At 64.9% G+C, this 12281-nt stretch carries 12 protein-coding genes and 1 tRNA gene; 2 read left to right on the top strand and 11 right to left on the bottom strand.

Annotated elements, in window-relative coordinates:
* Positions 1 to 76: 76 nt before the first annotated feature.
* The 11 genes from BMZ17_RS04150 to thrS all read right to left on the bottom strand — a co-directional run bounded on the left by BMZ17_RS04150 (position 77) and on the right by thrS (position 10487).
* The gene (locus tag BMZ17_RS04150; protein ID WP_093136331.1) at positions 77 to 1486 is read right to left on the bottom strand and encodes a GumC family protein; all 1410 of its coding nucleotides are present in this window, start codon (positions 1484 to 1486) and stop codon (positions 77 to 79) included.
* The gene (locus BMZ17_RS04145) at positions 1483 to 2187 is read right to left on the bottom strand and encodes a polysaccharide biosynthesis/export family protein (RefSeq protein WP_093136327.1); all 705 of its coding nucleotides are present in this window, start codon (positions 2185 to 2187) and stop codon (positions 1483 to 1485) included. The genes BMZ17_RS04150 and BMZ17_RS04145 overlap by 4 nt, the downstream gene beginning before the upstream one ends.
* A gap of 508 nt (positions 2188 to 2695) precedes the next feature.
* Positions 2696 to 2772, bottom strand: a tRNA-Pro gene (locus BMZ17_RS04140).
* A 108-nt stretch (positions 2773 to 2880) separates the two neighbouring features.
* Positions 2881 to 3237, bottom strand: a complete 357-nt coding sequence (locus BMZ17_RS04135) for a MerR family transcriptional regulator (protein ID WP_093136322.1) — start codon at positions 3235 to 3237, stop codon at positions 2881 to 2883.
* A complete protein-coding gene (locus BMZ17_RS04130) occupies positions 3230 to 3535 on the bottom strand; it encodes an integration host factor subunit alpha (protein ID WP_093136318.1) in 306 nt (101 codons plus the stop codon). Before BMZ17_RS04130 ends, BMZ17_RS04135 begins: the two co-directional genes overlap by 8 nt.
* Before the next feature lie 16 nt (positions 3536 to 3551).
* The gene (pheT, locus tag BMZ17_RS04125; RefSeq protein WP_093136315.1) at positions 3552 to 5930 is read right to left on the bottom strand and encodes a phenylalanine--tRNA ligase subunit beta; all 2379 of its coding nucleotides are present in this window, start codon (positions 5928 to 5930) and stop codon (positions 3552 to 3554) included.
* A 70-nt stretch (positions 5931 to 6000) separates the two neighbouring features.
* Positions 6001 to 6996, bottom strand: coding sequence for a phenylalanine--tRNA ligase subunit alpha (gene pheS / locus BMZ17_RS04120; protein ID WP_093136312.1), 996 nt, complete (start codon positions 6994 to 6996; stop codon positions 6001 to 6003).
* A gap of 154 nt (positions 6997 to 7150) precedes the next feature.
* Positions 7151 to 7510, bottom strand: coding sequence for a 50S ribosomal protein L20 (gene rplT, locus BMZ17_RS04115; protein ID WP_093136309.1), 360 nt, complete (start codon positions 7508 to 7510; stop codon positions 7151 to 7153).
* An 11-nt stretch (positions 7511 to 7521) separates the two neighbouring features.
* Positions 7522 to 7719 (bottom strand): 50S ribosomal protein L35, encoded by a 198-nt coding sequence (gene rpmI, locus BMZ17_RS04110; protein WP_093136305.1) that lies wholly within the window; start codon positions 7717 to 7719, stop codon positions 7522 to 7524.
* A gap of 281 nt (positions 7720 to 8000) precedes the next feature.
* The gene (gene infC / locus BMZ17_RS04105; protein ID WP_093136300.1) at positions 8001 to 8528 is read right to left on the bottom strand and encodes a translation initiation factor IF-3; all 528 of its coding nucleotides are present in this window, start codon (positions 8526 to 8528) and stop codon (positions 8001 to 8003) included.
* Between the two features lie 54 nt (positions 8529 to 8582).
* Positions 8583 to 10487, bottom strand: a complete 1905-nt coding sequence (gene thrS / locus BMZ17_RS04100) for a threonine--tRNA ligase (RefSeq protein WP_093136295.1) — start codon at positions 10485 to 10487, stop codon at positions 8583 to 8585.
* Positions 10488 to 10811: 324 nt separating this feature from the next.
* Here thrS and tesB point away from each other — a divergent pair, with 324 nt between their 5' ends.
* Both tesB and BMZ17_RS04090 read left to right on the top strand, forming a co-directional pair.
* A complete protein-coding gene (tesB, locus tag BMZ17_RS04095; RefSeq protein ID WP_254775176.1) occupies positions 10812 to 11720 on the top strand; it encodes an acyl-CoA thioesterase II in 909 nt (302 codons plus the stop codon).
* 3 nt (positions 11721 to 11723) lie between these two features.
* On the top strand, positions 11724 to 12251 hold the full coding sequence (locus BMZ17_RS04090; RefSeq protein ID WP_093136285.1) for a putative signal transducing protein: 528 nt from the start codon (positions 11724 to 11726) through the stop codon (positions 12249 to 12251).
* Positions 12252 to 12281 lie beyond the last annotated feature (30 nt).

Raw genomic sequence — 12281 nt, 5'->3', positions numbered from 1 at the left:
AAACGGTGGGATTCTGTGCACCAACGCACGTTCGCAATCCGGGTTCACGCCCTGGTAGAGGGCGTGAACCTTTGAATCACGCCCGCTGCGCGCGACGGATGGAGCCGACCAGATGCAGCATCAGTGCAAGCACTAAGCCCAGGAAGAACCCAAACACGACACCGAGCGCGAGATTGACCGGCAGGCGTGGCGAGTAAGGGGAACCCGGAATTTCCGCAGCATCGATCACCGACACGTTGTTCGCACCGACATTGCCCGCGACACCAATTTCCTTGAAGCGCTGCAACAACGCGTCGTACAGCTGGCGATTGGTATCCACGTCACGCTTGAGCATGTTGTAACGGATGCTTCGCTCTTCCAGATCCAGCTGGTCGTGCTTGAGCGAGCCGATACGCTGCTCGGTCAGCTGTTCCTGCTGTGCGGCGGCATCGTATTGCGACTTCAGTGACGCCCTGATGACCCCGACCTCGCGCTGGATCTGGGCGTTGCCAGCATCAATGCGGCTCTTGAGACGCATCATTTCCGGATAGTCGGGCTTGTAGGTCGCGAGTTTCTGGTTGTACTCGGCTTCCATCTGCGACTGTGCTTCGCGCAGGTTCTGCACCAGCGGGCTCGACACCACCTGCGGCAGATTCAGTCCATTGCCCCCACGTGCCTCGTTCCAGGCTGCTTCCGCCGTGATCTTGGCGCTTTGTGCCGTGGCCAGCAGGCCGTTGAGCTCGGTCAGGTTCTGGGCAGGCAGCGAGGGCGCGTTCTCACCCACCGACACGATCTGCTGATCGCCGGAATAGTCGACCAGGGCCCGCTCCGATTCTTCGACCTTGGCACGAAGCTGTTCGAGACGTTCGGACAGATACTTCACCGCAAAAGTGGAGGCATCCAGTTGACGCTGCAGGTTGTCCGAAATGAAGGTGCTGGCATACGCATTGGCGACTTGCGCCGACAACGCAGGATCGGGCGAGCTGAAATGCACCTTGGCCAGACGCGAATTACGCACGGGCTCGATCTCCAGCCCCGCGATCACATCCGCCGTCAATGCGCGTTCTACCGCGTCCTGCTGGCGCTTCTGCACGGCGACCTTGTCACCCTCGGCGCCCGCTTCGGCCTGCGAAGCCGCCTTTTCGGCAATGTCTTTGTAGGCGGGATGCTCGGCCAGATGGGTCTTGCGGATTACTTCCTGCGCCAGCGAACGGCTGCGAAGCAGCTCGTACTGGGTTTCGTAGAAGTCGCGATCCATCGGCGACTCTGCAGGCATCAGGTTCTCGATGTTGACGACGTTCATCGCATCGCGATTGATCTGCAGAGTCGTCGTCGCGCGGAACTGTGGCGTGGTCAGCAAGGTGCCAACCAGCACGATGGCCGTCACCAGGATGGTGATGCCGGCAATCATCCAGCGGCGCGAGGTAAGGGCCTGCCAGTATTCGAGCAGGCTCACGTCCTGCAGCCTGGTGTGCGCGTGCCCTGGGCGGTGATCGACCGTACTCATCGGTAAGCCCTGAAGACCATGACGAAGGGAGTCAGCTCCAACACTGTCTTGAGGAGCAGGCGTGCGTCAGAGCGATAAACCACAACGATGTCGCCTCCGTAGATTTCCGGATCGGGCGCCGAGCCCGTCTCGATTTGGGTCAGGTCAAAGCGCGCGATCATCTTCTGCCCGCCGATGGTGCGGAAGACGACCACATTCTTGCGGCTGGCCAGATCGCTCACGCCCTGCGCTTCGGCCAAGGCCTGCTGCAGCGTGAGCTGGGTGGCGCCTTCCAGGGGGTAGTTGCCCGGCTTGGACACCGCCCCAGAGACCGTGATGCGCTGGCTGGTGAATTCCTGGATCAGCACCGACACCTGCGGGTCCTGCAGGAACTTGCTCCCGTAGGCCTGCGTGATGCTGTTCTCAAGCTCGGTGCGGGTCAGGCCAGCGGCCTTGAAATTGCCGATCAACGGCAGCGAGATCATGCCTTCGTTGTCCACGCGCACCTGACGCTCGAGGTCTTCGATCTGAAAGACCTGGATCTGGATCAGGTCGCCAGCACCGATGCGGTACTCGGGCGTTTCTTTCAGCTCGCCCAGCGGATCGGGTGCAGGCAGCGAGGAGGCCATGTCGCGGGTGGAACTGCAGCTGGAGAGAAATACCAGGCAGGCCAGTGCGAACAGCAGGAATGGACTTCGAGGGGACGGGGCGGTCGGTGCCATGAACGGTGGTATTACCTTTGGGTTGGGGGAAAAGCCCGCGGGTGCCAATCCAGTAGACCCGGATCGACGATCACTTTTGTTTGGATTAATGCGGATAAACAAGAGGAGCGATCCTTGCCCACAAGCCGAATGTGAATACGACTTGCGATCGACTATGGCACAGCGGCCTGCCAATCGGCATACCCAAGCACGAGACCGGAAAAGAGACCAAGTTCACACATGAATGGGCGATTCCGAGAAGTGAATACAAGGTGTTTCATGCGCAAAGCCTTGCCAGATGCTGCTTCGCACAACATTGAGAACGCGAGCAGGAGTCCAACCCGGACACCAATCTGTGACGGAGGATTCTTTTTCGTTCAACGCTGCCGGTTACGTATCGGTCAGCTAACTCAAAGTCACCTTCACGGGAAAGGACGCGCCAGGTAAAAACGGCGTCAATTTCATTCCCGATCCCGGAAACGAAAAACGCCCGGAAGACCGGGCGTTTTCAATAACAACATTTCATGATTGGTCGGGACGGCCGGATTTGAACCGACGACCCTCTGCCCCCCAGGCAGATGCGCTACCAGGCTGCGCTACGCCCCGACTACATAAAAACTCCCGCCTCTCAGCGGGCCGCGCATCATACCGGATTCATGCGCGGGCTGGCACCCCGCGTTGGCTCAGACGATGCGATTGCTGCGCGCGCAGGCCTCAGCGGCGCAGCAGCTGCAGGACTTCTTCCAGCTCCAGGCGCACCTGACGGACGATCTGGTTGCTCAGGGCCGATTCCTGCTTGGCGCCTTCGCCTTCCAGGCGCAGGCGCGCGCCGCCGATGGTGTAGCCCTGCTCGTAAAGCAGGCCGCGGATCTGGCGAACCATCAGCACGTCGTGGCGCTGGTAGTAGCGGCGGTTGCCGCGACGCTTGACCGGCTCCAGGCTCGGAAACTCCGTCTCCCAGTAACGCAACACATGCGGCTTGACGTCGCACAGCTCGCTGACTTCACCGATGGTGAAGTAGCGCTTGGCCGGGATCGGCGGGAGTTCCTTGTTGCTGCCGGGATCAAGCATTCGGGTTGCCTCCTGCGTAGGCCTCGACACGTTCCTTCAGCTTCTGACCGGGGCGGAAGGTCACCACGGTCCGGGCGGAGATCGGAATCTCTTCCCCGGTCTTCGGATTGCGACCGGGCCGCTGGTTCTTGCGGCGCAGATCGAAATTGCCGAAGCCGGACAGCTTGACCTGGCGCCCCTGTTCCAGGGCGTCACGCAGCACGTCGAAATACGCGTCGACGAATTCCTTGGCCTCGCGCTTGTTCAGACCCACTTCGTCGAACAGGCGCTCGGCCATCTCTGCTTTGGTCAATGCCATCGATGTCCCCTGAGACTCAACCGCGGATGCGGGCGCCGTGATCGCGCGCCAGTGCAGCGACCGTTTCGGCCACCACCGTTTCCACATCGCGGTCGTTCAATGTGCGCGTGTTGTCCTGCAAAATCAAGCCCATAGCGAGGCTCTTTTGCCCTGTTTCGACCCCTGCGCCGACGTAGCGATCGAACAGCAGCACCTGCCGCAGGAGCGGGCCGGCGGTGTCGCGCACGGTCTGCTCGATCGCGGCGAACGGCACCGATTCGGCCAGGGTGAAGGCCAGATCTCGGCGCACCGAGGGGAAGCGCGACAGCTCGCTCGCTCTGGGCAGTGCCCGCTCGACCAGCGCCGCCAGATCGACTTCGAAGCCGATGACCGGGGCGTCCAGGTCCAGCGCACGCTGCAGGCGCGGATGCAGCTGGCCGATCCAGCCGATGCACTGGCCGTCGCGGAACACATCCGCCGAGCGACCCGGGTGACCGAAACCACGCGTGGACGGCTGGAACACCAGTTGCGCGCCCGAGGCGGCGGCCAGGCTCTGCAGGTCGCCCTTCAGGTCATGGAAATCGACCGGACGCGCCGGCACGCCCCACTGTTCGGCCGCGGCATCGCCACTGACCGCGGCGGCCACGCGCAGGGTTTCCACCGGCGCCGCGCCCTGCTCGCCCGCAGCAGCGAACACGTTGCCGAGCTCGAACAGGCGGATGCGCCCAGCCTGGCGCGCGGCGTTGCGCTGCAGGGTGGCGATCAGGCCGGGCAGCAAGCCGGTGCGCATCACGCCCAACTCGCTGCTGAGCGGATTGGCCAGCGGCACCGCGCCTTCGGTCAAGCCCCAGCTGTCCAGCAGCTGCGCATCGACGAAGGCGAAGTTGACCGTCTCCAGCAGTTCGCGCGCGGCGAGCTGGCGGCGCACGGTGGCCGCATCCAGGCGGGTTTCAGTGCCTGCGGCAATCCGGCTCGCGCCGCCCGGCAGCGTCGTCGGGATGCGGTCGTAGCCGTGGATGCGGGCCAGCTCTTCGATCAGGTCTTCTTCGATGGCGATATCGAAGCGGCGGCTCGGCGCGACCACCGACCAACCTTCGGCCGTCTTGGTCACATCCATGCCCAGCGCGCGCAGGATGCGGGCGATGTCGGCATCGGCGATGTCCATCCCGAGCACGCGGGTGACGCGGGCGCGGCGCAGCGCGATCGGTGCCGGCGCAGACAGGTATTCGGCCAAGGCAGTTTCCACCACCGGGCCGGGACTGCCGCCGGCCAGCTCGATGACCAGGCGCGTGGCGACTTCGATCGCCTGCGGGGCCAGCGCCGGGTCCACGCCACGCTCGTAACGATGCGAGGCATCGGTGTGCAGGCCGAGGCGACGGCCGCGACCGATGATCACCGACGGTGCGAAGAACGCCGACTCCAGGAAGATGTTGCGGGTGGCGTCGGTCACCTTGGTGTCCTGGCCGCCCATGATGCCGGCCAGCGCGACCGGACGATCGGCATCGGTGATCACCAGGAAGCCGTCATCCAGCGCCGCGGTGCGGCCGTCGAGCAGCTGCACTGATTCACCGGCGCGGCCCTTGCGCACGCCGATCGGGCCGGCGAGCAGGGCGCGATCGAACGCATGCATCGGCTGGCCCAGCTCCAGCATCACGTACTGGGTGATATCCACCAGCAGCGACACCGGACGCACGCCGCTGCGGCGCAGGCGCTCGGCCAACCAGGCCGGCGTCTTGGCCGTAGCATCGACGCCTTCGATGATGCGGCCGCAATAGCGCGGCGCATCGGCGCCGGCATCAAGCGTCACCTCGAGCGCGCGGTCATGCTGGGCAGCAATCGGGGTGGCGTCGAACGGCACCACTTCGCTGCCGAACGCAGCAGCCACGTCGAAGGCGATGCCGCGCACGCTGAAGCAATCGGCGCGATTGGGCGTCAGCTTGATCTCGATGCTGGCATCGGGCAGGCCCAGGTAATCGGCGATCGGCGTGCCGACCGGCGCGTCGTCGGGCAGTTCCAGCAAGCCCGAGGCATCGGCATCCACGCCGAGTTCCTTGGCCGAGCACAGCATGCCGTTGGACTCGACGCCGCGCAGCTTGGCGGCCTTGATCGAGATCCCACCGACGTTGGCGCCGACCATCGCCAACGGCGCGACCAGGCCCGGACGCGCGTTGGGCGCGCCGCACACGATCTGCAGGCGCTCGCCGCTGCCGGCCTCGACCTGGCAGACCTGCAGGCGGTCGGCTTCCGGGTGCTTGGCGCATTCGACGATGCGCGCAACCACAACCTTGTCCAGGCCTTCGCCCAGCGCGGTGACGTCCTCCACTTCCAGGCCGATCGCGGTCAGCGTGGCCGAGAGCTCATCGCGCGTGGCGCTGGTGGGGACGTGGCTGCGCAGCCAGTTTTCAGAGAATTTCATCGTGGTTGTTCTTCCGTAGCGCGGGCCGCACGCGGCACCGCCATCAACGCGGGAATCGAGTGGTCAGCGATCAGGCGAACTGGCGCAGGAAGCGCACGTCGTTCTCGAAGAACGCACGCAGATCGCTCACGCCGTAGCGGAGCATCGCGAAACGCTCCACGCCCATGCCGAAGGCAAAGCCGGTGTAGCGCTCGGGATCGATGCCCACGCTGCGCAGCACGTTCGGATGGACCATGCCGCAGCCCAGCACTTCCAGCCAGCGCGTACTGCCGTCGGGCTGCTGCCAGGCGATGTCCACTTCCGCGCCGGGTTCGACGAAGGGGAAGTAGCTGGGACGGAAGCGCATCTCGAAATCGCGCTCGAAGAACGCGCGTACGAATTCGGCCAGCGTGCCCTTCAGGTCGGCGAAGGTGGAATGCTCGTCGACCAGCAGGCCTTCGACCTGATGGAACATCGGCGAATGGGTCTGGTCGCTGTCGGAGCGATACACCTTGCCCGCGGCGATCATGCGCAGCGGCGGCTGATGCTCGCCCATGTAGCGCACCTGCACACCGGAGGTGTGCGTGCGCAGCAGGCGGCCATCGCCGAAATAGAAGGTGTCGTGCATCGCGCGCGCCGGATGGTGCGGCGGGAAGTTCAGCGCTTCGAAGTTGTGCCAGTCGTCCTCGATCTCCGGGCCATCGGACAGCTCGTAGCCCAGGCGACCGAAGATATCGGCGATGCGCTCCAGCGTCCGGGTGATCGGATGCAGGCCACCGCGCGCACCATCGCGGCCGGGCAGCGTCACATCGATGGATTCACCGGCCAGGCGCGCGTCGAGCGCGGCGTCTTCCAGCACGGCCTTGCGCTCGGCCAAGGCCTGCGAAATCGCATCGCGCGCGCGGTTGATGGATTCGCCAGCGGCCTTGCGCTGGTCGTGCGGCAACGCGCCGAGCGCCTTGAGCTGGGCGGTGACCTGGCCACTCTTGCCCAGCAGCGACACGCGCAGGGCTTCAACCGTGTCAGGGGCCTGCGCGGCGGCGATGTCAGCCAGCGCCTGCGCGGTAAGGGATTCGATTTCGCTCATCGGTCCTTGGATCCGTGGAGTCCCAATGCGCCGACCGGAAAATCCGGGGACGCAGAAAACAAAATGGGGAAGGACTCGCGCCCTTCCCCATGCATTCAATGTTGTCTCCGCCGAAGCGCCGCCCTGCTGGGCGACGACTTCGATGGATCGACACTTATGCCGCGAGCGCGCTCTTCGCCTTTTCGGCAAGCGCCGTAAAGCCAGCGGCATCGTGCACGGCGATATCAGCCAGCACCTTGCGGTCCAGGGTGATGTTCGCCTTCAGCAGGCCGTTCATGAAGCGGCTGTAGCTCAGGCCGTTCAGACGGGCAGCGGCGTTGATGCGGGTGATCCACAGCGAGCGGAAGTTACGCTTCTTCTGCTTGCGGCCGATGTACGCGTACTGGCCAGCCTTGATGACGGCCTGCTTGGCAACGCGGTAAACCTTGCGACGGGCGTTGTAATAACCCTTCGCGCGGCTCAGAACTTTCTTGTGACGACGACGTGCGGTCACGCCACGCTTGACTCGTGCCATGATCTATATCCTCAGAGGTAGGGCAGCATGCGGTTCAGACGGCCGGAATCTTCGGCACGAATGATGTTGGTTGCGCGAAGGCCGCGCTTCCGCTTGGTCGACTTCTTCGTGAGGATGTGGCTACGGTTGGCGTGGCCAGCCTTGAACTTGCCGGATGCGGTCTTGCGAAAACGCTTCGCAGCCGCCCGGTGGGTCTTGATCTTGGGCATTGCTAGATCCTTGTGGAGTTTCGATAACTGGTGTGGGCGGTGGCGATTGCCACGCTTTCCGTCCTGCCCCATCCGGCTTGTAAGTCGTTGATCCAAAAGGATCAAGACGGGTTCCATATGGCCTTGCGGCCGTCCCGGTACAGGACCGGGCCGCGCATCATACATGGGCCTGGTTTCCCTTGCAAATCAGCAGCTTTGCGCGGAGCCCTGAACGCACGAAGCCGGGCGTGGCCCGGCTTGCGTGTCCAACCGTCGCGCCGCGAGGGCGCAGACGGACGGGGTTACTGCTTCTTCTTCGGCGCGATCATCATGACCATCTGACGCCCTTCCAGGCGCGGACGGGACTCAATGATGATGTCGTCGCCCAGGTCGTTCTCGATGCGCGTGGCCATCTCGCGACCCAGTTCCTGGTGGCTCATCTCGCGGCCACGGAAACGGATGTTGACCTTGACCTTGTCGCCCTCTTCCAGGAAGCGGCGCATGTTGCGCAGCTTGATCTGGTAGTCGCCTTCGTCGGTGACCGGGCGGAACTTGAGTTCCTTGATCTCGACCTGCTTGGTCTTCTTCTTGGCCTCGTTGGCCTTTTTCTGGGCTTCGAACTTGAACTTGCCGAAGTCCATGATCTTGCACACCGGCGGGTCGGCCTGCGGCTGGATCTCGACCAGGTCCAGGCCTTCATCCTCGGCCTTGGCCAGCGCTTCGTCACGCGAAAGCACGCCGATCATCTCGCCGTCGCTGCCGATCACACGGACACGCGGAACGCGGATTTCCTGGTTCTTGCGGTTTTGCTTGTTGTCAGGGGTGCTGATGTTGCAGTCTCCGTTATTGGATGGGCCGGCGCCCCTCCGGCGCCGGTTCCGTAATCAGGCCGCTTGCTCAGCGCGAAGGCGCTCGGCGAAAGCCTGGATGCTCATTGTGCCCAAATCTTCGCCCGAGCGTGTGCGCACGGCGATGGCGCCATTTTCCTTCTCGCGATCGCCGATCACCAGCAGGTACGGCACCCGTTGCAGGGTGTGCTCGCGGATCTTATAGCCGATCTTCTCGTTCCGCAAATCCGAAACCACGCGGAAGCCTTGATTCGAAAGGGTTTTCTGGACCTGTTCGACATAATCGGCCTGGGCGTCGGTGATGTTGGCCACCACCACCTGGACCGGTGCCAGCCAGGCCGGATAGGCGCCGGCATGGTGCTCGATCAGGATGCCGATGAAGCGCTCCATCGAGCCGACGATGGCCCGGTGCAGCATGACCGGGTGCTTTTTCTGGCTGTTTTCGTCCACGTACTCGGCACCGAGGCGGCCGGGCATCATGAAATCGACCTGCATCGTGCCCAGCTGCCAGGTGCGGCCGATGGCGTCCTTGAGGTGGTACTCGATCTTGGGACCGTAGAAGGCACCCTCGCCCGGCAGCTCCTGCCATTTCACGCCCGAAGCGCGCAGGGCCGAACGCAGCGCGTCCTCGGCCTTGTCCCAGGTGGCGTCGTCGCCGAGGCGGTTTTCCGGGCGCAGCGCGATCTTGATCTGGATATCGTCGAAGCCGAAATCGCCGTAGACCTTCAGCGCCTGCTCGTGGAAGTCACGGACCTCGGCCTCGATCTGGCTCTCGGTGCAGAACACGTGGCCGTCGTCCTGGGTGAAGCCGCGCACGCGCAGGATGCCGTGCAGCGCGCCGGAGGCTTCGTTGCGATGGCAGGAACCGAATTCGCCATAGCGGATCGGCAGGTCGCGGTAGCTGTGCAGGCCCTGCTTGAAGATCTGAATGTGGCCCGGGCAGTTCATCGGCTTGACCGCGTACGTGCGCTTCTCCGACTCGGTGAAGAACATGTTGTCCTGGTAGTTGTCCCAGTGGCCGGACTGCTTCCACAGCGACACGTCCAGGATCTGCGGGCAGCGCACTTCGCCGTAGCCGGTGTCGCGGTAGACGCGGCGCATGTACTGCTCGACCACCTGCCAGATCGCCCAGCCCTTGGGATGCCAGAACACCAGGCCCGGCGCCTCTTCCTGCAGGTGGAACAGGTTCTGCTGCTTGCCGATCTTGCGATGGTCGCGCTTGTCGGCTTCCTCCATGCGCAGGATGTAGGCGTCGAGCTGCTTCTTGTCCGCCCAGGCGGTGCCGTAGATGCGCTGCAGCTGCTCGTTCTTGGCATCGCCGCGCCAGTAGGCGCCGGAAATACGCGTGAGCTTGAACGCCTTGAGGAAGCGCGTGTTGGGCACGTGCGGGCCTCGGCACATGTCCACGTATTCCTGGTGGTAATACAGGCCCATCGCCTGGATGTCGTCGGACATGTCCTCGATCAGGCGCAGCTTGTACTCCTCGCCACGGGCCTTGAACGTCTCGATCACCTCCGCGCGCGGGGTCACCTTCTTGATCACGTCGTAGTCCTGCGCGATCAGCTCCTGCATGCGCGCCTGGATGGCATCCATGTCCTCGGGCGTGAACGGGCGATCGGACTGGATGTCGTAATAGAAGCCTTCGGCGATCACCGGGCCGATCACCATCTTCACGTCCGGGTACAGCTGCTTGACCGCGTGGCCAACCAGGTGCGCGCAGGAGTGACGGATGATCTCCACGCCCTCCTCGTCCTTGGGCGTGATGATGCGCAGGGAGGCGTCATGGTCGATGACGTCGCTGGCATCGACCAGCACGCCATCGACCGCACCGGCGACGGTGGCCTTGGCCAGGCCGGCGCCGATCGACTGGGCGACCTGCAGGACGGAAACGGGGGCTTCGAATTCGCGGCGGCTGCCGTCGGGGAGCGTGATCGTGATCATGGGTCTTGGAAGGTCTTGGGCCGCAACGGCCACGGGCCGGTCGGCGGGAAAAGCGGAAGGCGGATCGCCAGAAACACAAAAGGCGCCACATGGGCGCCCTTGCAGGTGGCCATGGGGAACGTCAGCGCTGGGCGGTGGTAGTGCTCATGTCGCACGCTCGGCCGGCGCGAAGGCGCGGGCCACCTGTTTCCTGATCGAAAATGCAGGCCCGCATGGTAGCGCAAAGCCTGCACCGGCATGCAACGGCGCCGGCCGCCACGACCGGGCCGGCCGGGCCGCCACCGCTATACTCGGCGGCCTGTCCGCTGCCGCCATCGCCCGCCCGTGCCTGCCGAACCCGTCGTCGCCGAACTCATCGATCTGCTCGCCCTGGAGCGGCTGGAAGAGAACCTTTTCCGTGGCCAGAGTCGCGACATCGGCACCAAGTACGTGTTCGGCGGCCAGGTCCTGGGCCAGGCGCTGTCGGCCGCGCAGGCCACGGTCGATCCGGCCGCCCAGCGCCGCGCACATTCGCTGCATGCCTATTTCCTGCGTGCCGGCGACGTGGAAGCGCCGATCGTCTATGACGTGGACCGCACCCGCGACGGCGGCAGTTTCTCGGTACGTCGGGTCACGGCGATCCAGCACGGCAAGGTGATCTTCTTCTGCGCGGCGTCCTTCCAGGGCGACGAGGCCGGGGTCGAACACCAGCCGCAGATGCCCGAGGTGCCGGCGCCGGAAGCCATCGCCGAACAACCGGCGGTCTCGCCCGAGGTGATGGCCACCCTGCCGCCCAAGGTGCAGCGCTGGCTCAACCGGCTGGGGCCGTTCGAGTTCCGCCACGTGCAGAGCCGCAGCGAGCTGGAACCGCAGCGCCTGCCGCCGCAGCAGCAGTTCTGGTTCCGCCTGACCCAGAAGGTCGGCGACTCGCCCGAGCTGCATCGCACGCTGCTGGCTTACGCCTCGGACTACCAGCTGCTGGGCACGGCCAACTTCCCGCATGGCATCAGCTACTACCAGCCGAACGTGCAGATGGCCTCGCTGGATCACGCGATCTGGTTCCACCGCCCGTTCCGCGCCGACGACTGGCTGCTGTACGCGATCGACAGTCCGACCGCGCAGAATTCGCGCGGCATGGCGCGCGGGCTGATCTTCGACCGCGCCGGCCGCCTGGTGGCCAGCACCGCGCAGGAGGGCCTGATCCGCGTGGTCCCCACCGCCGGTGACGCGGCCCACGTGCCGGCCAAGGAGTAAGCGATGCGCCAGATCTTCACCAGCCAGCGCGTCGAGACCGTCGAGGGCGTGGCCCAGCTGCTCGAACAGGCCGGCATCGACACCTACATCAGCAACGGCCGCTCTTACCAAGGCAAGCGCGGCAGCCAGTTCAGCTACTCCGATCCGATCGCCAAGGCCAAGCAGCCGGCGGTATGGGTGCGCCGTGCCGACGACCAGCCCAAGGCCCGCGAAATCCTGCGCGAGCACGGGCTGCTGGAAAGCACCCGCCCCGACCTCCCGCGCCCGCTGATATCCGGCGCAGCCGATGAAGACGCCGGCACGCGTCCGCGTTGGGCGCTGCGGCTCCGGCTGGTGCTGCTGTCGCTGATCGTGGCCGCGGCGGCCTTTACCTTCCTGCGCCATCGCGCGATGCAGGACGAAGCCAAGCGTGCCGCAGCAGCAGCCGCTGCGGCCGCCCAGCAGCAGGCGGCACCGCCGGACACGGGCCTGAAGGACGACGAGGAGCGGGTGCGCATCCCGACCCTGCCGCCAGCCGCGCCGCCGCGCTGATCGGCCGGTCACATCGGTCCGCGCCGCGCG

The sequence above is a fragment of the Pseudoxanthomonas sp. GM95 genome (assembly GCF_900109775.1).
GTDB lineage: Bacteria > Pseudomonadota > Gammaproteobacteria > Xanthomonadales > Xanthomonadaceae > Pseudoxanthomonas_A.
The sequence above is the reverse complement of the archived record's forward strand: the minus strand, read 5'-3'. Positions and strand labels throughout refer to the sequence as shown.